A 25366-nucleotide genomic window follows, 5' to 3' on the forward strand; every position below is an offset into this window, starting at 1 on the left:
GTTGGGCGCACGAGGAACGACTAAGGGTTAAAGAATGGCAATCGAAATTAAAGCACCACAGTTTCCGGAATCTGTAGCTGACGGCAGCATCGCTACGTGGCATAAAAAACCCGGTGAAGCATGTACGCGCGATGACCTCATCGTTGATATTGAAACCGATAAGGTTGTGCTGGAAGTCACGGCGCCCGCCGATGGTGTGATCAAAGAGATCATCATGGACGAAGGTGCAACGGTTGAAAGCGAAATGGTCATTGCTATCTTCGAAGAAGGCGCTGCAGGTTCAACCGACAGCTCATCGAAGAAAGACGCGGAAGCAGACTCTGCCCCCGCACCTGAAGAAGACGTAACGGTTGAGGGTAAGGTATTGAGCCCTGCAGTTCGTCGTTTGGTCGACGAGCACAATTTGAACGTGGCTGAAATCGAAGGCACGGGCAAAGGTGGTCGCATTACCAAAGAAGATGTCTTGGCATACCAGAACAGTGGCAAGGCAACCAAAGCTCCGGCTTCTAACAGCAAGTCTGTTGCTAAGCAAAGCACGGCACCGTCTGCCGTTTCCACAGCCGGTACAGCAGGTCGCACTGAGAAGCGCGTACCGATGACGCGTCTGCGCAAAACCATCGCCAAGCGTTTGGTTGAAGCACAGCAGACTGCTGCCATGCTGACGACGTATAACGAAGTCAACATGAAGCCGGTTATGGAATTGCGCTCACGTTACAAAGATTTGTTCGAGAAGACGCACAACGGTGCGCGCTTGGGCTTTATGTCTTTCTTCGTGAAGGCCGCTACTGAAGCACTGAAGCGTTTCCCTGACGTCAACGCATCGATTGATGGCGACGATGTGGTGTATCACGGTTATTACGATGTGGGTGTGGCTGTTTCGTCTGATCGTGGTTTGGTTGTGCCGATTCTGCGCGATGCAGATGCCATGGGCTTGGCTGAACTGGAATCGTCTATTCGTGATTTCGGTCAACGTGCTCAGAAAGGTCAGGTTGGTATTGAAGAAATGCAGGGTGGTACCTTCACCATTTCCAATGGTGGTGTATTTGGCTCATTGATGTCGACGCCGATTCTGAATCCACCTCAGACAGCTATCTTGGGTATGCATAAGATTCAAGAGCGCCCAATGGCGGTCAATGGTCAGGTCGAAATTCTGCCCATGATGTACCTCGCGCTGTCGTACGACCATCGCATGATCGATGGTAAGGAAGCAGTACAGTTCTTGGTAACCATCAAAGAATTGTTGGAAGATCCTGCACGTATCCTGCTGGAAGTATAACTACGCTGAAGAGTCTCTGCTGGTCGCCAACGGCCGTGCAGAGGCTCCGTAATTCACTGTACATCGATAGGAAAGATCAATGGCTAATCAATTTGACGTGGTAGTGATCGGTTCAGGCCCTGCGGGCTATGTAGCAGCCATCAAGGCGGCGCAACTCGGTCTAAATACTGCAATCGTTGAAAAATGGCGTAACAAGGAAGACAAGGCTGTTTATGGCGGCACCTGCTTGAACGTCGGCTGTATCCCGTCTAAGGCGCTGCTTGAATCCTCCGAGCATTACCACAAGGCCGAAACCAGCTTTAAAGATCACGGTATCGGTCTTAAGAGCCTGACGATCGACGTCAAAGGCATGCTGGCACGCAAAGACGGTATTGTTAAAAACCTCACTACAGGCGTTGCCGGGTTGTTGAAAAGCAACGGCGTTAAGTCGTTTGAAGGTTCGGGCAAGCTGACCGCTGGCAAAGTGGTTGAAGTGACCGATAAAGATGGCAAAGTGACAAAACTGGAAGCTAAAAACGTTATTCTGGCTTCTGGCTCAGTACCCGTAGAAATCCCACCAACACCTACCGATGGTGACGTCATCGTTGACTCAACGGGCGCCTTGGAATTCACCGAAGTACCTAAGCGTTTGGGTGTTATTGGCGCGGGTGTTATCGGCCTGGAGTTGGGTAGCGTGTGGGGCCGTTTAGGTTCTGACGTTGTTGTTTTGGAAGCTCAAGATACTTTCTTAGCCGCGGCAGACCAAGCGCTTGCGAAGGCCGCTTTTAAATCATTCACAAAAGACCAAGGCCTCGACATCCGTTTGGGTGCGCGTGTAACGGGATCTGAAGTGAAGGGCAAGAAGGTAACGGTCAAGTTTACCGATAGTGAAGGTGAAAAGTCAGAAGTGTTCGACAAGCTGATCGTTTGTGTGGGTCGTCGTCCGTTCACTGAAGGCCTGTTATCTGACGATTGCGACGTACAGCTCGACGAACGTGGTTTCATATTTGTAGATGACAGCTGCTTGACCACCGCACCTGGCGTATACGCCATTGGTGACGTAGTGCGTGGCCCAATGTTAGCTCACAAGGGCTCTGAAGAAGGCATCATGGTGGCAGAGATCATTGCTGGCCATAAAGCCCAGATGAACTACGACGCTGTACCAAACGTCATCTACACTAACCCTGAAATGGCGTGGGTTGGTAAGACCGAAGAAGAAGTTAAAGCTGAAGGCATTAAGTACAAAGCTGGTAGCTTCCCATTTGCGGCCAGTGGTCGAGCGATGGCTGCTCATGAAACCACGGGTATGGTCAAAATCATCGCTGATGAAGAAACAGACCGCATTCTGGGTATGCACGTATTTGGTTTGCACGCGTCAGAAATCATCGCGCAAGGTGTCATTGCGATGGAATTCGGCTCTTCAGCTGAAGACTTGCAGTTGATGTGCTTCGCTCACCCGACGTTGTCTGAAGCGGTTCACGAAGCAGCGCTGGCAGTGGATAACAAAGCCATTCATGTCGCCAATCGTAAGAAGCGTTAAAGGCTTTTGATTAGCAATTGAAATCATCCGGTGCCGGAAGAACTCATGCTTAAGCAGTGTTTTTCCGGGCATCATTCGTTAAACGGATTGCGTTGATGCGCATCCTATCAACAGACGGTTAATGGTATGAACTTACACGAGTATCAAGGCAAACAGCTGTTCCGCGAGTATGGCTTGCCGGTGTCTGATGGCTTTGCCTGCGACACTCCAGCTGAAGCGGTAGCAGCGGCTAAGAAGATCGGTGGCGACATGTGGGTCGTTAAAGCTCAGGTTCACGCAGGTGGCCGCGGTAAAGCGGGCGGTGTGAAGCTGGTTAAGACTGAAGACGAAATCCGCGACTTTGCACAGAAGTGGTTGGGCCAGCGTCTGGTGACTTATCAGACAGATGAAAATGGTCAGCCAGTCAGCAAGATTTTGGTTGAAACCTGCACCGATATCGCCAACGAGCTGTATCTGGGTGCGGTTGTTGACCGCTCTACCCGCCGTATCGTTTTCATGGCCTCTACTGAAGGCGGCGTGGAAATTGAGAAAGTAGCGGAAGAAACGCCAGAAAAAATTCTGAAAGCAGAAGTCGACCCGTTGGTCGGTGCACAGCCTTACCAAGGCCGTGAGCTGGCATTCAAACTGGGCCTGCAAGGCGACCAAATCAAGCAGTTCACTAAGATTTTCCTGGGCTTGGCTAAACTGTTCCAAGACAAAGATTTAGCACTCTTGGAAATCAACCCGTTGGTCATCACTGACCAAGGCAACCTGCATTGCTTGGACGCCAAACTCGGTATCGACTCTAACGCCCTGTATCGTCATCCAGAACTGCAAGCTATGGCTGATCCTTCGCAAGAAGACGAGCGTGAAGCTCATGCAGCCCGTTGGGAGCTGAACTACGTCGCACTGGATGGCAACATCGGTTGCATGGTAAACGGCGCTGGTCTGGCCATGGGTACCATGGACATCGTTAACCTGCACGGCGGCAAGCCTGCAAACTTCTTGGACGTAGGCGGCGGCGCGACGAAAGAGCGTGTAGCAGAAGCGTTCAAAATCATTCTGTCAGACGACAACGTGAAAGCGGTTCTGGTGAACATCTTCGGCGGTATCGTACGTTGTGACATGATCGCAGAAGGTGTTATCGGTGCGGTTGCCGAAGTGGGCGTTAAAGTACCGGTTGTGGTTCGCCTTGAAGGTAACAACGCTGACCTGGGTCGGAAGAAACTGGCTGAAAGCGGTCTGAACATTATTGCGGCTACCAGCCTGACAGACGCTGCCAAACAAGTGGTTGCAGCAGCGGAGGGTGCAAAATGAGTATCTTGATCGATAAAAACACCAAAGTAATTTGCCAAGGCTTCACCGGTTCTCAGGGTACTTTCCACTCAGAGCAAGCCATTGCTTATGGTACGCAAATGGTTGGCGGCGTGACGCCAGGTAAGGGCGGTCAAACGCACCTGGGTCTGCCTGTGTTCAACACCGTAGCAGAAGCCGTAGAAGCAACGGGCGCTGACGCATCTGTGATCTACGTACCTGCACCGTTCTGCAAAGATTCCATTCTGGAAGCAGCTAACGGCGGCATCAAGTTGGTCGTATGTATCACTGAAGGCGTGCCTACGCTGGACATGCTGGAAGCTAAAGTGAAGTGCGACGAGCTGGGCGTTCGTTTGATCGGGCCTAACTGCCCCGGTGTTATCACGCCCGGCGAATGCAAAATCGGCATCATGCCCGGTCACATTCACCTGCCTGGTAAAGTCGGTATCGTATCGCGCTCTGGTACATTGACGTACGAAGCTGTTAAGCAGACCACAGACCACGGTTTTGGTCAGTCGACGTGCGTAGGTATCGGTGGTGACCCGATCCCTGGCTCTAACTTCATCGATATCTTAGAGATGTTCGAGAAAGATCCGAAGACGGAAGCGATCGTGATGATCGGTGAAATCGGCGGTTCTGCTGAAGAAGAAGCTGCGGCGTACATCAAAGCCAACGTGACTAAGCCTGTGGTGTCTTACATTGCCGGTGTTACTGCACCTAAAGGCAAGCGTATGGGTCACGCCGGTGCAATCATCTCTGGCGGTAAAGGTACTGCTGACGAGAAGTTTGCGGCGCTTGAAGACGCAGGCGTTAAGACCGTACGCAGTCTGGCCGATATTGGTGATGCGTTGAAAGAAATCACCGGTTGGTAAGTTAAAAACTGCTGCGCTTTTAAAAGCGATCCGGTAGCTTAAAAACCCTGATAGGTTTCGATCTATTGGGGTTTTCTGTTTTAAAGGGGGAGAGTTTTCATCGTGTCGCGCTACCTAAAAAATACCAGCACAAACCCGCAAGCCCGCATCCTTTTGTTACATGGCGCCGGCGCGCCCATGGACAGCGACTGGATGAACACTGTCGCAGCGACGTTCAATGAAAAAGGGTTAGATGTCGTGCGTTGGGAGTTCGACTACATGCATCGGCGCCGCATTGATGGCAAGAAACGCCCACCTGTAAAGGCTCCAAAACTATTAGCTGAACTGGCGGAGGTGGTTGCGGATCTGGCGAGTTGGGATGGAATGCCCTTAATCGTAGCGGGTAAATCTATGGGTGGGCGCATGGCGACCTTGTTGCAAGCCCAGCACCCGGATCTACCCATTACTCGTTTGATTGCGCTAGGCTATCCGTTTCATCCGACAGGCAAACCTGACCGTTTACGAGTCGACCATTTTCCAGACATCACCTGCCCATTGAATATTGTTCAGGGCACAAACGACACCATGGGCGGCAAAGATCTGGTGAGTTCACTCAATCTACCCTCTGATATCGTGATCACTTGGATAGACGGCGGCAATCATGACTTACGCCCGAAAGGCTTGAAAGCCGGCGAGGTGATGGGGCACTTGGCAGACACCGTGCGCGGAATCGCTATTTAGTTCTATGTGCGACTGCGTGCTTGCCAAGCAGTACTGACGCGCTCCATGGCCGCATCATGATCAAGCCCTTCGTGCGCCATCACTGCTAACGCAGCGGTGCTCAGTACGGCCGCTTCGGCGTACTCATCGTTCCACGTGCCTTTCCACAGTCCGGTCAGATGGTCAATGTCCAGAGCGTCCGGTTTGACATGGCGGCGGGTAAACAGTGAGGGCAGGGTGATTTCACTGGTGACTCCGCTGTGCGCCCAAAATAATGTCAGGTCTGCATCCGGATTGCGCTCGAATTCTCCACCATCCCCTTTGACCACCAAGGCATTTTGGTAGCCCAGCAAAGCACCGGCACCTTGGTGAATCTGATGATAGCCGGGGTGGAAAATAGCTTGTAGTACCGTGGGGGCATTGAACGGATTAAGCAAGCGGGAAAAGCTGTGTACGGGCGAGCGTAACCCCAATATTTTGCGCAACTGAATGATGCTTTCCAGCCGTGGTGACAAGACCTCCAGCGGGATAAAGGTCGGCTCGCTGGGGCTCCAGTTCTCCAGCTCACCCAAATGTCTGATAACCGGCATACCAAGCTGTTCGTACACATCTTGTACATACAAACGCTCGGCCGTGTGCCCGCGTGTGCCATGAATCGCCTGCCGATAGCCCATCTCGGCTAACAACTTCTGACTAAGGATGAGCCAAGGCAAATGCCGACGTTTTCCGGCGTAGCAAGACCAATCCATATCCACTTCTACATTAGGCAACTGCCAATGTTCACGTACCGCTGCACAAAAACCGGCGATCTCGGCGGGGCTTTCTTCCTTCACGCGCAGCAGCATTAGAAAGGCACCTAATTGTTCAGGTTCTACCTCTCCGCGGACAATCATGCCCATGGCGTCTTGCGCTTCTTCTTGCGTGAGATCGCGAGAGCCTTTCTTGCCCTTGCCAAGAATTCTGACGTACTGGGCGAACGGGTGGGTATCTGAACTGATGATCATAGTGATAACTCAGAGGCAATGTGGTGGCTTGGGTAAGCCAGCTATTTTGGCAGCGTCACGTGCTGGGCTACCGCCGAAGAGTTGCATAAGGTAGATGGAGTTTCCTGCGTCAGGCCCGAGCTTCTCCTTTACCACTTTAACCATCGCACGATTGGCGGGGGCGAGGTCGAAGTCTATATAGATCTGACGCAGCAAGTGAAGAATAGGCCAGTGCGAGTCGGTGAGTGCAATGTCCAGTTGTTGCGCAATAACCTGTGCCGCCTCGGGAGACCACTCATTGAGGTCGAGTAAAAACCCGCGATCGTCGGTTGCTAAGACAATGCCATTTACTTCGTAGCTCATGCCCAGTTTACCCGTTGTGCGTGCTGCATTACTAAGTCGACCCATGCGTCGTCGGAAATCGCTTGTGCCGTGTGGGGAGCCTGAACGCCGACCTGCTGGCAGTCGGTAGCCAGTACGTAGAGCGCACAATTTGTTGGCACCGCAGCGCTCAACGCGATGGCTGAACCGCCTAACAACACTGTATCGTGCGGCTGGATCATTGGCTGTGCTTTTTGCCAGCCGCTGCTGCTGAATATCATGTGCAACATGGTGCTGTTGCTCGTCATAGAACCATGACCTCCCGCGCGTTATCCATCTTTTCTCGTGCGCTTTCTGCACTGATTACTTGCACCGCTGCACGCACACCTTCTGGTAACTGCGCCAGAACATCCTCAGGTTGCGGTGCTACAACAAAAAATTGCTCAATACCAAACATGCTTGCCGACTGCCACAGCTTACCGGTGCTGCGATATCCGTCAGTGGGTTGCTGTGGCAACAAATGCAACACCGCCGAACCGCTGAAGATCACCGTTATCGATTGATCGAATACGCCTCCGGCCACGGCAAGCTCGAACGTCTCTTGACCGAGAACACCGGTTTGCGGGGGCTGGGTAATCAGCAGGCACAGATCACAGGCTGCATTTTCTACCATTGAATTAGCCAAAATGCACATGCTCCCCTTGTTGTGTACCCGCTACCCAGTCGCCCAAGCCGACTAATTGCCACGGCTGCTCGGCAGATTGGATACCACGGCGTTCGGCCGCCGATACACATAGGAATAGGGCACAGCCAGATTGCTCAGCCAGTGCTTGCCATTGCTGGGCGGGCGTATCGCCTTGGCACGCCAGCACTGCATCTTGATAAAAAAACACCTGTTTCAGCGCATGTCCTTTTGCCAACAGCGCATGACCAAAACGAAGGGCACGCTGATGCTGGTCGGTAGACCAAGGCGAGGCTGTAACAGTGAGTGAAAAATCCGTCATGGTGTATGTCGTGTCTTCGTAGAGTTTAACTGTAAGGCATAAAAAAGCCCTGCATTGGCAGGGCTTAGTTTATCAAAGCGTTACCGCTTAGTCGTCGCTCATCACGCCCAGAATGTGCAGCAAGCTGACAAACAGGTTGTAGATGGAGACATACAGCGTCACCGTTGCACGAATGTAGTTCGTTTCACCGCCGTGGATGATCTGGCTCGTCTGGAACAAGATCATGCCAGAACTAACCAGCATGAACAGACCAGAAGCGACCAAGTTCATCATAGGCATTTGGAACACAAGGCCCAGAATGCTGATGACAAACGCCACCACGATACCAACCATCAACGCGCCGCCCATGAAGGAGAAGTCAGAGCGTGTGATCAGGGTGTAAGCCGACAGGGTAAAGAATATAACCGCTGTACCGGCCAGTGCTTGGAATACCACACCGGGCATGACTGCCAAGTACACATTCAGCATTGGACCAAGGCCTGCACCCAGCAAACCGGTGAACACAAAGGTCCATACCAGGCCGCTTGGTTTATTCTCGGTGCGTGGCAAAACAAACCAAACAATGCCGATTGCCGCAAAGCTCATGATCATGGCAACGCCATGGCCCAAGCCAACAGCCATAGAGGCGAATGCTGTGAACGCACTGAACAACAAGGTCAGGCCCAGCAGCATATAGGTATTACGCAATACCTTGTGAGTAGCCAAAAGGCTCTCATTGGTACTGCGGGTCGTTGTTTGATATTCAGCCATTGCTAAATCTCCTCATAAAGATACAGCTAGTAATATATAGTCTTCCGCCCCAAATTCAAGCAGAGTCGGTTGTGCAGCTGTAAACACCGCGTCAACGTAAGTGGCTGAAGAACAACGATACTCTGCAAGTTTATGGTTTTCTAATCCCTTCAATTCACCTACAATGAACATGTGTTTAAAACAGTTGTTTGAATGGGTAGTTCATGACAGATCAGGCCGATACCGCATCCCGCATTCTCGATGCAGCAGAGATTCTTTTTGCCGAAAAAGGTTTTGCTGAAACTTCATTGCGGTCCATTACTACGCGTGCAGAGGTTAATCTGGCGGCAGTGAATTACCATTTTGGCTCAAAGAAAGAGTTGGTTCAGGCGGTGTTTGAGCGTTTTCTCACGCCGTTTTGTCACAAACTGGACCGTGATCTCGAGCACGCCCTGCGTGAAAACGGCGGGCAAACCTTGCCTCTGGAGAAGGTGTTCTCAATCCTGGCTAATACCATGCTGACGGGCGTGCATGCTTCAACTAATGACAACAAGCTCAGTATTTTCATGCGCCTGCTCGGCATTGCCTACACTCAAGCGCAGGGCCATTTGCGTCGATTCCTGCGTGAAAAGTATGACGGCACCTATCGTCGCGTCATTATGCTGATTCACCAGAGTACGCCGCATGTCACGCCCAACGAATTGTTCTGGCGCATTCACTTTGCCATCGGCTCGGCGGTGTTTACCATGGGGAGTATTGAGACGCTGCGCGCCATGGCGCTGAACGACACACACCGTGACAACTCGCTAGAAGAGGTCATGCACAAATTGGTGCCGTTCCTATCATCGGCCTTACACGAAGACCGCGACTACTGATTTTCTTCCCGGTTATAGAACTCAATGCGCGTATCGGCCAATAAATCGGCAAGTTCGTCGCTCATTTCCGGGTCAAAGTAGTCAGGCGCAGAATAGCTGAGAACGATTTTGGCTTGGCGCAGCGTCACCGGTGACATACTGAGCCAGTGGTCGATACGGTATTGCGCCGCCGCCGCCAGTTCGGTCAGCGGTACACGCTGGTGAATAAGGCCTAACGACTGCGCTGTTTCGGCGTTGATTTCTTCGCCTGTCAACATCAGCCAGCGGACTTTGCGCTCGCCCATAATACGAATGAGGTAGGGCGTTGAAATCACCGGCATCGAAGCCTGATGCACCTCGTTCATTTGGTAGTGGCTGTCGTCTGAACCCACCACGTAATCACAGCAGGCGAGTATACCCAGCGCGCCGGCTTGTGCCTTGCCTTGAACAACCGCCAATGTGGGTACTGGGAAGTTCATCAGAGTCTCTAGCATCCGGCTGATCTGGCTAGCACTGATACTGGATTCATACCGAGGAGAACTGGCAATGCGGCGCATCCAGGCGGGGTCTGCACCTAAGCAGAAGTCTTTGCCTTCACTGCGAATCACCAGCACGCGAACCGCTTCGTCTTCGGCAAAATCATCCAATGCGGTTATGAACGCACAGAGCACATCTTCGTCGTATATGTTACCGTCTGCAGGGCGATTAAAGGCGATGGTGGCAACGCCTTTTTCAAGCGTGGCGTAAATAGACTGCGTCATGGCTGCGATCACATTATTATTGTTGGTATCAATCTATCAGGAAACTCCTGAGCAATAAACAAAGCGAGATCAAATGAGCAAGCATTCTTCATCCTTTGAATTTCTAGGAACTCACCACGTGGCCTCGCTGAAGGTTGACTTGGAGCACTATCGGCACCAAACCACGGGCGCAGACCATTTTCACCTGCGCACCGACCACCAAGAAAAAGTGTTCATGGTCGCTTTGCGCACCGTACCGCAAGACAATACTGGCGTTGCCCACATTCTTGAACACACCGTGCTCTGTGGTAGCGAGCGTTTCCCCGTGCGTGATCCATTCTTCATGATGACGCGGCGCTCGCTCAACACCTTTATGAACGCCTTTACCGCGAGCGATTGGACAGCCTATCCGTTCGCCAGTGAAAACGACAAAGACTTCTATAACCTGCTTGATGTCTATCTTGATGCGGTGTTCTTCCCGAATTTGTCTGAACTTGATTTCGCCCAAGAAGGTCATCGCTTGGCCTTGCTCGACCCTGAAAGCCCCGACAGTGGGCTGGAATTTCGTGGCGTCGTGTTCAATGAAATGAAAGGCGCAATGAGCTCCGCAACGAGCCGCTTGTTTCAAACGGTCACCAAGTACTTGTTCCCAACCACGACGTATCACTTTAACTCCGGTGGCGAACCGCAATCGATTCCGCAACTGACCTATGACGGACTTAAGGCGTTTTATCAAAAGCATTACCACCCGAGCAACGCGACCTTCTTGACCTTCGGGGACTTAGACTTGGCGCAATTGCAGGGCGAGATTGACGATAAAGTCATGACGCGTTTCGAGCGCAGCACCGAGCAGGTTGCCGTACCACGTGAAGAACGCTTTGTGGCGCCTGTCAGTGTGGTTGAACGCTATCCGGCAACGCCCAGCGAAGACGGCGGCCCGCAAGACCACGTTGTGGTCGGTTGGCTATTGGGCGACAGCACCGATCTCAAAGGCGCACTGGAAGCCCACTTCTTGAACGAAATTCTTCTCGACAACAGCGCGTCGCCATTACGCCATGCGTTGGAGACGTCCGACCTCGGCAACTCGGTGTCGCCGCTGTGCGGCTTGGAAGACTCGAATCGAGAAATGATGATGGTGTGCGGCCTTGAAGGCGCCGACTATAAAGATGCCGACGCTATTGAGCAGATGGTGCTGGATACCCTAGCCAAGGTGGCAGAAGAGGGTGTCGATCGAGAAGATCAGGACGCCGTTCTGCATCAGCTGGAACTGAGTCAGCGTGAAATCGGTGGTGATGGTTATCCGTTCGGCCTGCAGCTCATTATGACGGTGCTGCCGACGGCCGTGCATCGTGGCAATGTTGCAAGTGCCTTAGACATCGACGACGCCTTGATTTGGCTGCGCGAGCAAACCGAGCGCCCGGACTATTTGAAAGAATTGATCCATCGTTTATTGCTCGACAACCCACATCGTGTGCGGGTTAGCTTGGTGGCGGATACTGAATTCCAAGCACGCGCTGATCGTGAAGAAGAGCAGCGTCTAGCGCGCATTGCACAAGAACTGACTGCAGAGCAACGCGAACAGATACGTGCACTTAATGTAACACTTGAAGAACACCAGAACCGCAAGCCGGACCCCGGCTCCTTGCCTAAGGTAACGCTTGAAGACGTACCCAAAGAGATTCGGGTAACAGAACCCAGTGTGCAAGACACCGCGAAAACAGCCTTTGGCGTGGGCACCAATGGTCTGACATACGTGAGCTGGGTACGACCAATACCCGCGTTGAGCGCAAAGCGCCTGCGTTGGCTACCCATGTACAGTGGCTTGGCTCCAGAGCTGGGGCACGGCGCGCACAGCTACACCGACGTACAGCGTTTACAAGCGCGTTTTACAGGCGGCATCTCAGCGCAATTCTCTTATCGTTCAGCCACGCAGAATCAGAATGAAGTGTCTATGCATTCGATCTTCAGCGGCAAGGCGTTGAACCGCAACGTCGAGGCCATGAACGATTTGTTGCTAAACACAGCGCAAAATGTTCGCTTTGATGAAACAACGCGCCTGCACGAAATGCTGCAAAGCATGGTCAGTCGTCGCTCTCGCGGTATCACTGGCAACGGGCATAGCCTGGCGATGACGGCGGCGTCCAGTCATTGGTCGGGTGCTGCAAACCTGCATCACAACCAAGGTGGCTTAGCTGGAACCCAGTGGTTAAAGTCTTTGGTGAAGAGTAACAAGGACCAGTACATAGACGACGTGGTCAACGAACTGAATGCCGTACACCAGGAGTTGGTTGCGCTACCTGGGCAGTTGCTGGTAATAGCCGAACCGAATTACATTGAAGAACAACTGGCGTCCATCGTTGCCCCTTGGTCTTCTTTCAGCTTGACTGAGCAAACGCCACAGAGTGGTGAACTGGACACCAATCCAGAGCGTCATTCTGCGTGGATTACCAATACCGCTGTAAACTTCTGCGCGCAAGCGTTTGCCACAGTACCCGTGGAGCATCCAGACGCCGCGCCGCTGGCTGTATTGTCTGGCTTCTTACGCAATGGTTTCCTGCACACTGCAGTGCGGGAGCAGGGTGGTGCCTACGGCGGTGGTGCCTCGCACGACCTGAGTACCGGTGTATTCCGTTTCTACAGCTACCGTGACCCACGCCTAGAACAAACGCTGACCGATTTTGGTCGCTCGATTGACTGGTTGCTGTCCGGAGATCATGGCTATGAACCGTTGGAAGAAGCCATCCTCGGACTGGTGTCGAGTATGGATAAGCCCGGCTCACCAGCAGGCGAAGCGCGCCATGAGTTCTTTAACCAGCTCTATGGGCGTTCATTGGCCTTCCGCGAGCAATTGCGTCAGCGCGTACTGGCAGTAACCCTGGATGATCTGAAGCGCGTTGCTACTGCCTATTTGACGCCAGAACAGGCAGCTACCTCAGTTGTGACCTATGCCGATAATGAAGCGGTGTGTAGCAAACTCGGGTTGACGGTTCATCGTATCTGATGGTGACCGATCAACCGAATGCGCGATTCGAGCTGGCGACGTCCTTTATTCAGTATACGGATAAGCACGTTTTCCTGACCGGTCGTGCTGGCACTGGTAAAACGACGTTTTTGCGCCATATCAAGGCCACCACGCGCAAAGCCTGTGTCGTTGTTGCGCCGACGGGGGTGGCAGCGATCAACGCCGGCGGTGTAACGCTGCACTCGTTGTTTCAACTGCCGCGCATGCCGTACCTGCCTGAAGGTCTTGACTCCAACGCCGATCTAAGCCAAGGCAATGCGCCGCCAGGCTCGGTTGCCACACGCACGTCGTTGCTGGCCGGGTTGCGCCTAAATCGCACCAAGCGGGCGTTACTACGCGAACTGGAGCTGCTTATCATCGATGAGATTTCCATGGTCCGGGCCGATACCATGGATGCCATCGACGCGATATTACGCCACGTTCGCCAACGCCCTGATGTGCCCTTCGGTGGCGTACAGTTATTGATGATTGGTGACCTGTTCCAGTTGCCGCCTGTGGTGGTGCCGCACGAACATGCTTTGCTCGGCAGTCATTATGCCGGGCCATTCTTCTTTTGTTCCGACGCCATGCGCGCCGTGCCACCAGCCTGCATTGAGCTAGAAACCATCTACCGACAGCAAGACGAAACCTTCATTCGGTTGCTGAATCGTGTGCGTGACAACAGCGTGGACGAAGACGATCTGGAATGGCTGAATCGGCGTTATCAGCCGGACTTCAAAGCCCCTCCAGACCAACACTACATCACGCTGACATCGCATAACCAAACCGCAGACCGCATCAACCGACAAACGCTGGCCGAGCTGCCGGGCGATCTCTATCGCTTCAATGCCGACATCGGCGGCGAATTCAACGAAAACGCCTTTCCTGTCAACGCCACGCTGGAACTGAAGCAGGGCGCGCAGATCATGTTCATGCGCAATGACAAAGGCGACGCGCCGCGTTATTACAACGGCAAGATCGGCGTGGTTGACCGTATCAGTGAAGCCGGTGTGCGCGTGGCCTTTCCCGGCGAGCCGGAAAGCCTGTGGCTGGAAGCGGAAGAGTGGAGCAACATTCGCTATAAACTCAACGAGGAGCGCCAGCAGGTCGAAGAAGAAGTCTTGGGCACCTTTAGGCAGTACCCGGTGCGCCTGGCTTGGGCGGTCACCATTCACAAAAGTCAGGGATTGACCTTTGAGCGCGCGATTATCGACGCCGGTGCTGCCTTCACCGCCGGGCAAGTCTACGTGGCCTTGAGCCGCTTAACGCAAATTGAAGGCTTGGTGCTGCGCACCGAGATTCCCGGCAGCAGCATTCAGTGCGATGCCACCGTGGTGGAATTCATGCAGCAAAAGCCGGATGAAAGTACCCTGCATCAAGACCTGCACAGCGAACAAGCGCTGTTTGTTGAAAACACACTGATGCGCACCTTTGACTGGTCGATATTGGCCGACGCCTTTTTGAACCATTTCTTCACGTATCGCGGTCGCAAAGCGGCGTACCAAGCGCAAGCGGTGAAAGCCAGCAGCGCACTGAGTGACGTATGCCAGCAACAGCAGCGCGTGGCCGCTAAGTTCTGTCATCAGTTAAACAGTATTCTGGATCAAGGCAGCTCGGCCCACGGGCACCTGAAAACACGGGTTGCGGCAGCGGTTGAATACTTCCACGAACAGCTCACCGTGCAACTGCTCGCCGGTATTCACGCGCATCAAGAAGAAATGCGCAGCGTCACCGGCACCAAAGCCTATCGCAAGGCGCTGGGTGTTTTGGCCGCACGGGTGCAACAGAAGACCGTCGATTTACAGCGCGCTTTATTGCTGGCCGACGGCTTAGCCAGCGGCACTGACAGCGTTGCGATATTACAAGGCATGGAACGACAACAGCAGCAGGCACAGGATGCTTTAAACACCGAGCTGGAAGCCTCAAGGGTACCTGAACCCGCCAAACTGGCACCGGGCGAAAGCCAGCGCATCAGTTTGGCGGCGTTTCAAGCGGGGCAGTCGGTGATCGACATTGCCGCTGAACGCGGGCTGGCCAGCAGCACCATCGAAACGCACTTGGCGCAGTTTGTGGAATCCGGAGAGCTCGCCATCGACAGTCTAGTGCCTTCAGGCCGTTTAGCGGTGATCTGGCCCTTGGTAGAGCAAGCCGAAGACAAAGCCTTAACACCCATTAAGCGCCAACTGGGCGAAGACTATACCTTCGGTGAGATTCGAGCGGTGGTGGCGCACTGGCACTGGTTGCAAAGCCAGTGCACGACTGAAGAAGCGTAGAGGTGTGTGGTACTTGATGGCGGAGTCGGGGTACTAGTGGTGCCTCAAAGGGGGAGTCCGCAGCAAGGATGCTGCGGCCTAGGCTCCATGGACGGATTTACGCCGACCCCGTGAGGCACCACTAGTGCCCCGACACCGTCTACCCGCTAAATATTGTAATCACCCCATACCGGCGCATGATCCGACGGCTTCTCCATGCTGCGCGTATCGTAATCCACACCCGATGCCGTGCATTGTGCTGCCATGGGCGCCGTGACCATCAGCGTATCAATACGCAGACCACGCTTCGGCTCGTCTTCAAATCCGCGCGAACGGTAATCAAACCAACTGAACCGATCGCTCACGTCCGGGTGATGTAGACGGAAACTGTCAGTTAAGCCCCACGCTTTGAGCAGACCAAACCATTCGCGCTCTTCCGGTAGGAAAGCGCATTTTCCTGTGCGCAACCAGCGCTTCATATTGATCTCGCCGATACCGATATCGTGATCTTCTGGAGCGATGTTGAAATCACCCAGAATCACCACATGGTCGTCCGGAGTATGGCGCTCCTGCAGCCAGCTTTGCAGGTTGCGGTAGAAATCGACCTTCAACGGAAACTTAGTCGGGTGGTCGCGTGATTCACCTTGTGGGAAATAGCCGTTAATCACCGTGACTGTTTTGCCGGAATCCGACACATGCTCACTGATGATCAACCGACGCTGTGCATCTTCGTCTTCCTGCGGAAAGCGCTTAGCCAGCAAGTTGCCCGGCAGCTTACTCAGCGTTGCCACCCCATAATGACCTTTTTGGCCATTGTAGATCACGCTGTAGCCCAAAGCGGTAATGGCTTCCAACGGAAACTGGTCGTCATGCACCTTAATTTCTTGCAAGCAGAGTACATCCGGCGACCAACGCGCAATAATCGCTTCCAGTTGATGCAAGCGAGCACGTAGGCCGTTAATATTGAAGGAGATTATTCGCATAGCTCGGTATTTCCCTGAGTTCGGTTCATCGCATTCTAACAAGGACACAGCATGGCACAACTTTACTTCTACTACTCAGCGATGAACGCGGGCAAATCCACCAGCCTGCTGCAAAACGCCCATAACTACAAAGAGCGTGGGTTAGCGCCCGTGCTATTCACGGCCGCCATTGACGAACGCTACGGCAAAGGGCGTATAGCCAGTCGAATCGGGTTGGCGTCTGACGCAGAACTCTTTGATGACAGTACCGACTTCGTGGCATGGGTACAGGCGCACGGTGGCCGCGCCAGCATCCATTGCATACTGATCGACGAAGCCCAGTTCCTGACGGTCGCTCAAGTCAACCAACTGGCCGCGGTGGTGGATGACTTGAATGTACCGGTCGTCTGCTATGGCCTGCGCACCGACTTCATGGGTGAGCTCTTTCCCGGCAGTGCTCGGCTGCTGGCCATTGCTGATAAGCTCAGTGAATTGAAAGCCATCTGCCATTGTGGCCGCAAAGCCACCATGACGGCCCGCCTAAGTGGCGACGGAAAGGTACAGCAAAGTGGAGAACAGGTCGTTATCGGCAACAACGACGTCTATGTTTCTTTGTGCCGCGCCCATCACCGCGCTGCACTGGCGGGCGACCATGCGGCAGCCAAGCCTGCCCGAATCATCAAGGAATAATCTTGGAAACTCTATTCAGCCCCGAAGTGCTGGTCGCCTTGTTCTTTGTCGCCATGGTCGCTGGTTTTATCGATACCTTGGCGGGCGGCGGCGGGCTCATCGTATTGCCCGCTTTGTTACTGGCACAGGTGCCGCCCATTGCCGCGCTCGCTACGAACAAGCTGCAAGGCTCGTTTGGAACGCTGACCTCCAGTTTTCGTATGCTGCGCAGCGGCTTGGTCACCTGGCAGCAAGTCAAATGGTTGTTTTTAGCCAGCGTGATCGGCTCGGCTGTAGGCACAATACTGGTGCAAATGGTCGATGTGCGCGTATTAGACGTCATCATCCCTGTAGTACTGGTGTCCGTGGCCATCTACTACTTGGTGGCCCCCAAAGCCCAAGATAACGCACCGCCAAAAATGTCGGAAGAAACCTACCGCGTCACCATGGCGCCTGGCATTGGTTTTTACGACGGCTTCTTTGGCCCCGGTACCGGCTCGCTGTTTGCCTTTTCGCGCAACGTACTGCGCGCGGAGAACCTGATCCAAGCCACCGCCAAAGCCAAGTTGATGAACTTCGCCTCCAATATCGTGTCGTTACTGATCTTTGCCTTTAGCGGCCATATCATCTGGTTATTGGGCCTAGTGATGATTGGCGGGCAAATGATCGGCGCTTGGGCTGGCAGCCACATGATCATAGGCGGTAAGATCAGTTGGATTCGTCCGTTAATCGTTATTATGTGCATCGGTATGGCGGCGCGGTACGTGTGGACAACTTTTCTTTAAACCCTAAAAGCACAGCAAAGGAACCCAACATGGCTTACGACAACAACAACGTGTTTGCGAAAATTCTGCGCGGCGAACTGCCCTGCATCAAAGTGTATGAAGACGAGCACACGCTGGCCTTTATGGACATCATGCCGCAGATCGACGGTCACACGCTGGTCATTCCTAAAGAGCCGGCTGAAACCTTGCTCGATATATCCGACGAAGCGGCCGCTGCCGTTATTAAAACCACCAAACGCATTGCCGCCGCCGTGGATAAAGCCATGCAAGGGCCGGGCGTGGTGCTGTTCCAATTGAATGGCGCAGGGGCAGGGCAAACCGTTCCGCATTTGCACTTCCACGTTATTCCTACGTCGCTGGCTGAATTGCGCCAACCGCATGCCATGGTGCAGGGCGACCCGGAAGTGTTGAAAGCGAATGCGGAGAAAATAATAGGCGCCCTAAATTCTCTCTGATGGACAAAGGTAGTTAATCACAGGGCTTTTGGGTACAATGCGCGCCTTTGTTTTCGCCCATTCGACCCTAATTGGACACCTTTTTCTGTGATTTCTACTGCCAACATTACCATGCAATTCGGCGCCAAGCCGTTGTTCGAAAACGTTTCCGTTAAATTCAACAACGGCAATCGCTACGGCCTGATCGGCGCCAATGGCTGTGGTAAGTCCACCTTCATGAAAATACTGGGTCGCGACCTCGTACCATCGTCTGGCCAAGTCATGGTAGAGCCCAACCTACGGGTGGGTAAGCTGAAGCAGGACCAGTTCGCCTACGAAGAATTCAGTGTCATCGACACCGTCATCATGGGTCACGACGACCTGTGGAAGGTAAAAGCAGAGCGCGAGCGTATCTACAGCTTGCCTGAAATGTCCGAAGAAGACGGCATGAAAGTCGCAGAGCTGGAAGTCGAATTCGCCGAAATGGACGGCTACACCGCCGAAGCCCGCGCTGGCGAATTACTGCTGGGTTTGGACATTCCCTTAGAACAACACTTTGGCCCCATGAGCGAAGTCGCACCGGGCTGGAAACTGCGCGTTCTATTGGCGCAAGCCTTGTTCTCCGACCCCGATATCCTGTTACTGGACGAGCCGACCAACAACCTCGACATCAACACCATCCGTTGGTTGGAAAACATTTTGGTGCAGCGTAAAAGCACCATCATCATTATTTCGCACGACCGTCACTTCCTGAACAGCGTGTGCACGCACATGGCCGACCTCGACTACGGCGAGCTGCGTGTGTACCCCGGCAACTACGACGAGTACATGACGGCAGCGACACAAGCGCGTGAACGCCTGTTAGGGGAGAACGCGAAGAAGAAAGCGCAAATTGCTGATTTACAACAGTTTGTTAGCCGATTCTCAGCCAACGCTTCAAAAGCCAAACAGGCTACGTCGCGTGCTAAGCAGATTGATAAGATCAAACTGGATGAAGTGAAACCTTCATCACGTATCAGCCCGTACATTCGCTTCCAGCAGAACAAAAAGTTGCACCGTCAGGCCGTCACGCTTGAACAGGTGACCAAGGGTTTCGAAGGCAACAACCTGTTTGAAAACCTCAACCTGCAAGTAGAAGCGGGTGAGCGCATCGCCATCATTGGCCCGAACGGCGCCGGTAAAACGACCCTGTTGCGTTGTTTGTACGGAGACCTCAAACCCGACGCCGGCACCGTAAAATGGGCCGAGCAAGCCGAGATCGGTTACGTCGCGCAGGACAGCTCATACGACTTCTCGTACGAGTCCAACTTGTTCGACTGGATGAAGCAGTGGACCAAAGGCGACGAACAACTGGTGCGCGGTGCTTTGGGCCGCATGTTGTTTTCGAACGACGACGTATTGAAGTCGGTTAAAGTGATTTCCGGTGGTGAAAAAGGCCGCATGTTGTTTGGCAAGCTGAGCTTGATCAACCCGAACGTCATGTTGATGGACGAACCCACCAACCACTTGGACATGGAATCTATTGAATCCTTGAACCTGGCGCTGGAAAACTACCCCGGTACGCTGATCTTCGTCAGCCACGACCGCGAGTTTGTATCCTCGCTGGCCACACGCATTCTGGATTTCACACCGACCGGCCTGCAAGACTTCCACGGCAGCTACGACGAGTACCTACGCCACCAAGGGTTAGTCTAACTCTCCGTCTTCATTGGCTTATGACGCGCACTGGCATGCCGGGCGCGTCGTTCCGCGTCAATGTATCGGTCGGTTGTTAAACTGCTGGCGTGGCCCGCATCATCCCGCACATGATCAACCGGCCGAAACTTCACGTCTTCTGAAATCCCCGTATGGCGCAACCAGTGCACCGTTGCCGCCTGCAACTCATGCGACTCATCTTCCAAGCCTTCCAAGCGCATACGCTCAACCGCCGTATCAAAACACAACTGCACAATGGCGCGAATGTGCCGTGTGGACGTCACCGGCTTTTTACCGCCCAGCGTAGGCACCAACGGCGTACGCTCGCCAGACACCGGGATCGGCGTTAAACCCAAGTGGCGGCGATAACGCTTCAGCGCGTCCAGCATTGCCTCAGACACACTGATTGACCGTTCCTTGTTACCTTTACCGACTACTTCAAACCACCAATTGCTGTCGCTGTCACGCCGGAAGTCCGTCATCAAGGGCACATTGCGTTCGTCCGCTACCAATTCTGAAATCCGCAAATACATGGCATACAAACACTGCATCACAAACAGCGTACGCTCGTGCTTGGCTGGGTCTTCCGCGGCCATCAAACCTGCGGTTTCCAGCACAAAGTCCCACTGCAGATTGCTTAACCGACGCACCTCACGGCGCGTCGTAGTGACCAAGAACTTGCTCTTTTGCCGAATCAGCGCCACCGGGTTAGACCCAATGGCTTCTTCTTGAATCAGAAAGTTAAAGTAACTTGAGAGGATAGCGAACAGACTTTTCAGCGCCGACTGACTGGGCGCATACTCCGCAGTATCAGCATGCATGCCTGCACGCGCTTGTACCTTGCTGACCGAAGCGACAAAAGGCCGCCAGTCTTCATGGGGCTTACGCAGATCGTCCGGCCCCGTAAAGCGCGCACAGTTCTTAGTGCCGATCCAAGCGCGCGGTGGCTCCATACAGAACTTAATGAACTTCTCTATGTCGTCGCGCTTCAACGCACACACGCTCTTTTCTTGCACCAGCCAACACCATTGCAGCAACCGCTCGATCTCACGGCGATACGCATTGAACGTCGCCGTAGAGCCGTCGTACGACAGCAGAAAGCGCAAACTCAGCCAATAGTCTTCCGGAAAGGGTGACTGCACATATTGCGGCAACGCCTCACGGCGCCCCGAAAACGCATCCGGCATGTACTCCATCTGGTCAAAAATGGGCGAGGGCGGCACACGTAAGGCAGCGTTCAACATGAATTAGCTCATACAAAGAAAAACAGAGTAGGGGAATCATCCGTGCAATGGCGGGAAAATTCAACCAATCAAAAAATCATGGTAAAGCGAGCGAGATCAGAGAAGCCGTTTAGTGCTGGCTATCCAACCCGTATGAGCAGGCATTTCTACGTGCACGTGCGCGTTTTTCTGCTAGGATGATTTGTGTTGATGCGCGTTTTTCCGGTTGCTGTATTGAAAACTGTAATAAAATCAAAAGCTTGGTTTGCAGGCTTCCGCGTTTATACGCATGAGCAAAAAATGGAAAAACATGGTAGTGCGCATGCGCGTTTTCCCAAGAGTGACTGTGATTGAAATCCGGAAATACTTAATGAAATCAGTCGCTTGTGAATATTATTCAGTTTTTGGCGTTCAACAGGCGGTTATAGCCGCAGCTGAGCTGCCGTATAACCGCTTAAATAGTTATGCATCATAGAGGTCTTACTGGGTGAGTACGGATACTATTCTAAACCGGGTCAGCGCGATTCCTCTTATCTTGAGAGTTGCCTGCCTGGCATCGGGCGCGCTGGGGCTGTTGCAGCTCGTGGCAATAATTTTCCCGGTCGTTTCGCCCGGCATAGATGGCGTCACACTCCGGTCACCAGAGTTGGCAGCTGTGATGGGAGTAATACATGTGGGATTAGCGTGGGCTATTTTCAGAAGGCTGGCTTGGGCCGTCCCTGTCATTATTCTTCTTCCGTTTATCCAATATGGGATTTTGTATCTAGAGGTTGGAGTTCCGGAGCAAAGTCGCCTTAGACTGAATTTGCTATTTTCAGGAGTGTGGGCACTAATTTTCTCTGCGTATCTATTTGGTTTTAAAGCATTTAAGTACTTCCATGCTACTGAAAATGCATAACCAGGCCAGTCACGGCGACGCCTACTACATTGCGGCTTCGCCATCATTTCGCAGCCGCGCGTGCTGAGCGGCGTTATACGGATTGAGTTTTTGCTATGCCTAAGATCATTTTGGAGGGCCATATCGTGGTGTCCGACGCTGACCTCGCAGCGGTTATGGCAGAGTTGCCAGCTCATATTCAGCTGACTCGCCTAGAAGAGGGGTGTTTGCACTTCGAAGTTACCCAGAGCCCGGGCGCCGAAAACGTCTTTTTTGTCTCTGAAGAATTTATTGACCGGGCCTCGTTTGAAGCCCATCAGAGCCACGTTAAGTCGTCCGAATGGGGTAGAGTCGCGTCGAATGTCGAAAGGCACTATCAAGTGACGGAAGTCGGCTGATGGCTAAACCGTATAACCAGTCGCTTTTGCTGGGAAATTTCTCCACCGCTTCGCGGCTACAAAATTGCCGCAAATCTCTGCGTTAGGTTGCACCGCATGACACGTCGCACTCTTCAACAACGCCCGACACCATCACGGTTGCGAAGGGTGCTTTTGGCTGATTTCGCAGCAGGCTCCATTGTGGGTGCGCTTCTCTTATCACTTAGCGTATGGCTGGAGCGCATGCTCTTGGTCGCCATGGGAGCTGCTGGGCTAGCATATGGTTCGGTTGCTTTCGCCCTCGCTACGCGGCCCGCCCCACCGGCTTCTATCGTCGCACTTCTCGGCTCGGCCAATATTGCTTGGGGTGCTCTGTGTTTTCTGCTCGCGGCAGTTTTCTTCGCTTCAGCGTCTTGGCTCGGCTTGGCGCACTTGGCTATAGAGGCGGCATTCGTATCCTGGCTCGGGGTTAACGAGCTTCGCCTTCGAGGCGGCACTCCAGCAATTGAGCCGGTGCAAGGTGCAAGCAAACCAGTCACTGCACCGGATGCTGAACTTGACCCCTTAAAACAGACGCATCTTCAAACCAGAATGGACTTACCCCGGTGCCGGGGTAAGTCCATAAAGTGGTGCGCAATATCGCGTATCTGCTGCAATGGACATTATAAACTAAACCCAATAGTCGAGGGACCATGAGCAAGACCACTAAACTTATTAGGATGCTTTTCGGTGCGGTTGTTCTTCTGTTTGCAGTTGCGATTTTTCTGTTAACTATTCTAAACGGTGGCTCCCTAGGTCTGATTCTCGGTGTTTTTGTTGTGATAGGTTTGCCGTTCGGGAACATCGGTTACTCTATGATATTTAAGAGCCCTGGTGAGGGATCATTTTCCCCGTTTACGTTGTATGTATATGGTGTTTTGCTAGGGCTTCTGGGAATTTACGGAGCGCTCATGTGGGAACCACTCAGTCTTCTGTCTTTGGCTTTTTCTGCAGGGTGCTTCCAGTTAGCGCGACACAAGGCTGAGCTATCTAGCAAAAAGGTTTAAAACAGCAAGTTACATTAGGGACCCACTACACACTGAATGAAAAAGTTTCTGCTAACTATTATCGTCGCGGCGTTGCCGCTAGATGCTTGGGCTAGTGTTTATACAGGATTTCAATGGGACTTTCCTCGCGAGGCGGGGTTATATTGGGGTATCACCTGAAATTTAGGGCAAGCGACACATCGCTCGTCCGCTCTGTTTGGCGAGCATTGCAAATGAAGCTTCGGGCGGCAAATGCCCTCCGATAAAGTCGGGGTGATTCAATAAAAGTGAGATGATGTAAAAGCATCGAAGAGATGAGATGCGTTAATGAGTTATTGGACTAAGCTGGGTACAAATACTTCAAAAGGAAAGCAAACACGAGCATGGTGGATCGGGCGGTGCATGACACTGCGAAAAGTCAGGTTGCTGAAGATCTTGCCCTGAATCGAAATTGGGTAGAGAGCAGTTTTGCCTCCATTACGCAGCTGCGCGTGTCGGCTGTATTTCATACCAATTCACATAGAGAATATAATTCATGTATTACATCGTTGAGACACTGAAATCGTTTGACCAAGCCGTAACAGACCTAGAAACAGCCGTCGCTCGAAATGGATTTGGAGTGCTGCACATCCATGATTTGGGGGGAACCCTTCGCAGCAAGGGCATTGCATTTGAAGAGCAGTGCAAGGTATTTGAGGTCTGTAATCCCGTACAGGCTGCTAAGGTCCTTTCTGCTGATATGCGACTCAACATGGCATTGCCGTGTCGGATTTCTGTATTTACTGAAAACATGACGACGAAGATTGGCCTTATTAAACCAGCGCAAATGCTGTCAGCGTTGTCTGATGATGCATCGTTGGGCCAAACTGCCCAAGAAGTCGAAGAAAAAACCATTCAGATGATCGACGAAGCAAAATAAAGGCACCGGCTTAGTAAAAGATGAATTATCGTTATGGTTAACACGCAGTCCCTTTACAACAAGGTCATTTGGGTTACCGGTGCTTCTTCCGGTATCGGTGAGGCCATAGCGCAGAAATTGGCGGAGCAGGGTGCCTCGGTCGTGTTGAGCGCGCGACGAGAGTCAGAGCTAAGCCGAGTGCAGCAACGATTGCCGGAGCCCGACCGACACCTCAGTGTGGTACTGGATATTTGTGACCACTCGGCGCATCAAGCAGCTCTGGAGAGGATTATTGCGCGTTATGGAAAGCTGGATTGGCTGATCAATAACGCGGGTATCAGTCAGCGTTCTCTGGTGATGGAGACGACCAATGACACAGATCGGCGGATCATGGAGGTCGACTACTTCGCTCAAGTCGCGCTGACGCGTGCTGTCTTACCTCAGATGCTTAAACAACAGCATGGCCAACTGGTGTTTGTGTCCAGCGTGGCAGGCTTGGTCGGTACTCAGTATCGCGGCAGTTACTCGGCCGCTAAGGCGGCAATACACCTGTGGGCCAACAGCGTGCGTGCTGAGTTGTTCGACCAAGGCATTCGGGTGGCGGTGGTATTTCCTGGCTTTGTTCGTACGGAAGTCTCCCAAAACGCGCTGACTGGCGATGGCAAGCCGTTGGGCACCATGGACGATGCGCAGGCTACTGCCATGAGTGCTGATGACTTTGCCACGAAGACCATTAAAACGCTGCTGAAAGGCAAGAGTTACATTGTGGTAGGCGGGTTCAAAGAACGGCTTGGCGCACTGCTGGTACGTCTAGCCCCTGAACTGTTGTACCGGATAGTTCGGCGGTCTAAGGTGCGTTAATCAATAGGTGGCGCATT

General features: G+C 53.0%; 25 protein-coding genes. 16 read left to right on the forward strand and 9 right to left on the reverse strand.

Annotation, left to right across the window (positions count from 1 at the left end):
- Positions 1-34: 34 nt before the first annotated feature.
- From odhB to NFC81_RS07465, 5 genes are all read left to right on the forward strand, one after another.
- Complete coding sequence (gene odhB, locus NFC81_RS07445) at positions 35-1276, forward strand: 2-oxoglutarate dehydrogenase complex dihydrolipoyllysine-residue succinyltransferase (protein WP_304996900.1); 1242 nt, start codon at positions 35-37, stop codon at positions 1274-1276.
- A gap of 79 nt (positions 1277-1355) precedes the next feature.
- Positions 1356-2795 carry a dihydrolipoyl dehydrogenase gene (lpdA, locus tag NFC81_RS07450; RefSeq protein WP_304996901.1) on the forward strand — a complete coding sequence of 480 codons (1440 nt, stop codon included), beginning with the start codon at positions 1356-1358 and terminating at the stop codon, positions 2793-2795.
- A gap of 126 nt (positions 2796-2921) precedes the next feature.
- Entirely contained in the window at positions 2922-4091 is a 1170-nt protein-coding gene (sucC, locus tag NFC81_RS07455) for an ADP-forming succinate--CoA ligase subunit beta (protein WP_304996902.1), read from the forward strand.
- Positions 4088-4960 (forward strand): succinate--CoA ligase subunit alpha, encoded by an 873-nt coding sequence (gene sucD / locus NFC81_RS07460; RefSeq protein WP_304996903.1) that lies wholly within the window; start codon positions 4088-4090, stop codon positions 4958-4960. The genes sucC and sucD overlap by 4 nt, the downstream gene beginning before the upstream one ends.
- 102 nt (positions 4961-5062) lie before the next feature.
- Positions 5063-5680, forward strand: a complete 618-nt coding sequence (locus NFC81_RS07465; protein WP_304996904.1) for an alpha/beta family hydrolase — start codon at positions 5063-5065, stop codon at positions 5678-5680.
- A gap of 2 nt (positions 5681-5682) precedes the next feature.
- Here the strand turns inward: NFC81_RS07465 and NFC81_RS07470 are convergent, their stop codons facing one another.
- From NFC81_RS07470 to NFC81_RS07495, 6 genes are all read right to left on the reverse strand, one after another.
- The gene (locus NFC81_RS07470; protein WP_304996905.1) at positions 5683-6663 is read right to left on the reverse strand and encodes a glycosyl transferase family protein; all 981 of its coding nucleotides are present in this window, start codon (positions 6661-6663) and stop codon (positions 5683-5685) included.
- A 9-nt stretch (positions 6664-6672) separates the two neighbouring features.
- Positions 6673-7005 carry a TusE/DsrC/DsvC family sulfur relay protein gene (locus NFC81_RS07475; RefSeq protein ID WP_304996906.1) on the reverse strand — a complete coding sequence of 111 codons (333 nt, stop codon included), beginning with the start codon at positions 7003-7005 and terminating at the stop codon, positions 6673-6675.
- Positions 7002-7271, reverse strand: a complete 270-nt coding sequence (locus tag NFC81_RS07480) for a hypothetical protein (RefSeq protein WP_304996907.1) — start codon at positions 7269-7271, stop codon at positions 7002-7004. Before NFC81_RS07480 ends, NFC81_RS07475 begins: the two co-directional genes overlap by 4 nt.
- The gene (locus tag NFC81_RS07485; RefSeq protein WP_304996908.1) at positions 7268-7648 is read right to left on the reverse strand and encodes a DsrE family protein; all 381 of its coding nucleotides are present in this window, start codon (positions 7646-7648) and stop codon (positions 7268-7270) included. Before NFC81_RS07485 ends, NFC81_RS07480 begins: the two co-directional genes overlap by 4 nt.
- Positions 7641-7967, reverse strand: coding sequence for a DsrE family protein (locus tag NFC81_RS07490; protein WP_304996909.1), 327 nt, complete (start codon positions 7965-7967; stop codon positions 7641-7643). Before NFC81_RS07490 ends, NFC81_RS07485 begins: the two co-directional genes overlap by 8 nt.
- An 87-nt stretch (positions 7968-8054) precedes the next feature.
- Positions 8055-8717: a Bax inhibitor-1/YccA family protein gene (locus NFC81_RS07495; protein ID WP_304996910.1), complete on the reverse strand. Its 663-nt coding sequence runs from the start codon at positions 8715-8717 to the stop codon at positions 8055-8057.
- 203 nt (positions 8718-8920) lie between these two features.
- On the opposite strand from NFC81_RS07495, the gene NFC81_RS07500 reads away from it, so the two are divergent.
- Positions 8921-9571 carry a TetR/AcrR family transcriptional regulator gene (locus NFC81_RS07500; RefSeq protein WP_304996911.1) on the forward strand — a complete coding sequence of 217 codons (651 nt, stop codon included), beginning with the start codon at positions 8921-8923 and terminating at the stop codon, positions 9569-9571.
- Here the strand turns inward: NFC81_RS07500 and NFC81_RS07505 are convergent.
- Positions 9565-10311, reverse strand: coding sequence for an enoyl-CoA hydratase/isomerase family protein (locus NFC81_RS07505; protein ID WP_304996912.1), 747 nt, complete (start codon positions 10309-10311; stop codon positions 9565-9567). The two genes, NFC81_RS07500 and NFC81_RS07505, sit on opposite strands and share 7 nt — an antisense overlap.
- Before the next feature lie 118 nt (positions 10312-10429).
- Between NFC81_RS07505 and NFC81_RS07510 the strand changes: the two genes are divergently transcribed.
- Together NFC81_RS07510 and NFC81_RS07515 are read left to right on the forward strand one after the other, a co-directional pair.
- Positions 10430-13291, forward strand: a complete 2862-nt coding sequence (locus tag NFC81_RS07510; protein WP_304996913.1) for an insulinase family protein — start codon at positions 10430-10432, stop codon at positions 13289-13291.
- Entirely contained in the window at positions 13291-15564 is a 2274-nt protein-coding gene (locus NFC81_RS07515) for a helix-turn-helix domain-containing protein (RefSeq protein WP_304996914.1), read from the forward strand. The genes NFC81_RS07510 and NFC81_RS07515 overlap by 1 nt, the downstream gene beginning before the upstream one ends.
- 146 nt (positions 15565-15710) lie before the next feature.
- On the opposite strand, the gene xthA is transcribed toward NFC81_RS07515, so the two are convergent.
- Positions 15711-16526, reverse strand: a complete 816-nt coding sequence (gene xthA / locus NFC81_RS07520; RefSeq protein ID WP_304996915.1) for an exodeoxyribonuclease III — start codon at positions 16524-16526, stop codon at positions 15711-15713.
- 51 nt (positions 16527-16577) lie between these two features.
- Between xthA and NFC81_RS07525 the strand changes: the two genes are divergently transcribed.
- The 4 genes from NFC81_RS07525 to NFC81_RS07540 all read left to right on the forward strand — a co-directional run bounded on the left by NFC81_RS07525 (position 16578) and on the right by NFC81_RS07540 (position 20088).
- On the forward strand, positions 16578-17195 hold the full coding sequence (locus tag NFC81_RS07525) for a thymidine kinase (protein WP_304996916.1): 618 nt from the start codon (positions 16578-16580) through the stop codon (positions 17193-17195).
- A gap of 2 nt (positions 17196-17197) precedes the next feature.
- On the forward strand, positions 17198-17959 hold the full coding sequence (locus NFC81_RS07530) for a TSUP family transporter (RefSeq protein WP_304996917.1): 762 nt from the start codon (positions 17198-17200) through the stop codon (positions 17957-17959).
- Between the two features lie 29 nt (positions 17960-17988).
- Positions 17989-18414 carry an HIT family protein gene (locus NFC81_RS07535; protein ID WP_304996918.1) on the forward strand — a complete coding sequence of 142 codons (426 nt, stop codon included), beginning with the start codon at positions 17989-17991 and terminating at the stop codon, positions 18412-18414.
- 87 nt (positions 18415-18501) lie between these two features.
- A complete protein-coding gene (locus NFC81_RS07540; RefSeq protein WP_304996919.1) occupies positions 18502-20088 on the forward strand; it encodes an ABC-F family ATPase in 1587 nt (528 codons plus the stop codon).
- On the opposite strand, the gene NFC81_RS07545 is transcribed toward NFC81_RS07540, so the two are convergent.
- Positions 20085-21332, reverse strand: coding sequence for a site-specific integrase (locus NFC81_RS07545; protein WP_304996920.1), 1248 nt, complete (start codon positions 21330-21332; stop codon positions 20085-20087). The genes NFC81_RS07540 and NFC81_RS07545 overlap by 4 nt on opposite strands.
- A 466-nt stretch (positions 21333-21798) precedes the next feature.
- Here NFC81_RS07545 and NFC81_RS07550 point away from each other — a divergent pair, with 466 nt between their 5' ends.
- The 4 genes from NFC81_RS07550 to NFC81_RS07565 all read left to right on the forward strand — a co-directional run bounded on the left by NFC81_RS07550 (position 21799) and on the right by NFC81_RS07565 (position 25349).
- A complete protein-coding gene (locus NFC81_RS07550) occupies positions 21799-22209 on the forward strand; it encodes a hypothetical protein (RefSeq protein ID WP_304996921.1) in 411 nt (136 codons plus the stop codon).
- Between the two features lie 95 nt (positions 22210-22304).
- Positions 22305-22586 carry an antibiotic biosynthesis monooxygenase gene (locus tag NFC81_RS07555; RefSeq protein WP_304996922.1) on the forward strand — a complete coding sequence of 94 codons (282 nt, stop codon included), beginning with the start codon at positions 22305-22307 and terminating at the stop codon, positions 22584-22586.
- Between the two features lie 1539 nt (positions 22587-24125).
- Positions 24126-24509, forward strand: coding sequence for a DUF302 domain-containing protein (locus NFC81_RS07560; RefSeq protein ID WP_304996923.1), 384 nt, complete (start codon positions 24126-24128; stop codon positions 24507-24509).
- A gap of 33 nt (positions 24510-24542) precedes the next feature.
- On the forward strand, positions 24543-25349 hold the full coding sequence (locus NFC81_RS07565) for an SDR family oxidoreductase (RefSeq protein ID WP_304996924.1): 807 nt from the start codon (positions 24543-24545) through the stop codon (positions 25347-25349).
- The last annotated feature ends 17 nt before the right edge of the window (positions 25350-25366 follow it).

This window comes from Salinispirillum sp. LH 10-3-1, from assembly GCF_030643825.1.
Classification (GTDB): domain Bacteria; phylum Pseudomonadota; class Gammaproteobacteria; order Pseudomonadales; family Natronospirillaceae; genus Salinispirillum.

What these genes read in the sequence shown, in the direction of transcription:
- xthA (WP_304996915.1), bottom strand. Translation starts at nt 16,526, where the DNA reads ATGCGAATAATCTCCTTCAATATTAACGGCCTACGTGCTCGCTTGCAT.
- NFC81_RS07525 (WP_304996916.1), top strand. Translation starts at nt 16,578, where the DNA reads ATGGCACAACTTTACTTCTACTACTCAGCGATGAACGCGGGCAAATCC.
- NFC81_RS07515 (WP_304996914.1), top strand. Translation starts at nt 13,291, where the DNA reads ATGGTGACCGATCAACCGAATGCGCGATTCGAGCTGGCGACGTCCTTT.
- sucC (WP_304996902.1), top strand. Translation starts at nt 2,922, where the DNA reads ATGAACTTACACGAGTATCAAGGCAAACAGCTGTTCCGCGAGTATGGC.
- NFC81_RS07480 (WP_304996907.1), bottom strand. Translation starts at nt 7,271, where the DNA reads ATGACGAGCAACAGCACCATGTTGCACATGATATTCAGCAGCAGCGGC.
- NFC81_RS07545 (WP_304996920.1), bottom strand. Translation starts at nt 21,332, where the DNA reads ATGTTGAACGCTGCCTTACGTGTGCCGCCCTCGCCCATTTTTGACCAG.
- odhB (WP_304996900.1), top strand. Translation starts at nt 35, where the DNA reads ATGGCAATCGAAATTAAAGCACCACAGTTTCCGGAATCTGTAGCTGAC.
- NFC81_RS07565 (WP_304996924.1), top strand. Translation starts at nt 24,543, where the DNA reads ATGGTTAACACGCAGTCCCTTTACAACAAGGTCATTTGGGTTACCGGT.
- NFC81_RS07500 (WP_304996911.1), top strand. Translation starts at nt 8,921, where the DNA reads ATGACAGATCAGGCCGATACCGCATCCCGCATTCTCGATGCAGCAGAG.
- lpdA (WP_304996901.1), top strand. Translation starts at nt 1,356, where the DNA reads ATGGCTAATCAATTTGACGTGGTAGTGATCGGTTCAGGCCCTGCGGGC.
- NFC81_RS07475 (WP_304996906.1), bottom strand. Translation starts at nt 7,005, where the DNA reads ATGAGCTACGAAGTAAATGGCATTGTCTTAGCAACCGACGATCGCGGG.
- NFC81_RS07505 (WP_304996912.1), bottom strand. Translation starts at nt 10,311, where the DNA reads ATGACGCAGTCTATTTACGCCACGCTTGAAAAAGGCGTTGCCACCATC.
- sucD (WP_304996903.1), top strand. Translation starts at nt 4,088, where the DNA reads ATGAGTATCTTGATCGATAAAAACACCAAAGTAATTTGCCAAGGCTTC.
- NFC81_RS07490 (WP_304996909.1), bottom strand. Translation starts at nt 7,967, where the DNA reads ATGACGGATTTTTCACTCACTGTTACAGCCTCGCCTTGGTCTACCGAC.
- NFC81_RS07470 (WP_304996905.1), bottom strand. Translation starts at nt 6,663, where the DNA reads ATGATCATCAGTTCAGATACCCACCCGTTCGCCCAGTACGTCAGAATT.
- NFC81_RS07555 (WP_304996922.1), top strand. Translation starts at nt 22,305, where the DNA reads ATGCCTAAGATCATTTTGGAGGGCCATATCGTGGTGTCCGACGCTGAC.
- NFC81_RS07495 (WP_304996910.1), bottom strand. Translation starts at nt 8,717, where the DNA reads ATGGCTGAATATCAAACAACGACCCGCAGTACCAATGAGAGCCTTTTG.
- NFC81_RS07535 (WP_304996918.1), top strand. Translation starts at nt 17,989, where the DNA reads ATGGCTTACGACAACAACAACGTGTTTGCGAAAATTCTGCGCGGCGAA.
- NFC81_RS07560 (WP_304996923.1), top strand. Translation starts at nt 24,126, where the DNA reads ATGTATTACATCGTTGAGACACTGAAATCGTTTGACCAAGCCGTAACA.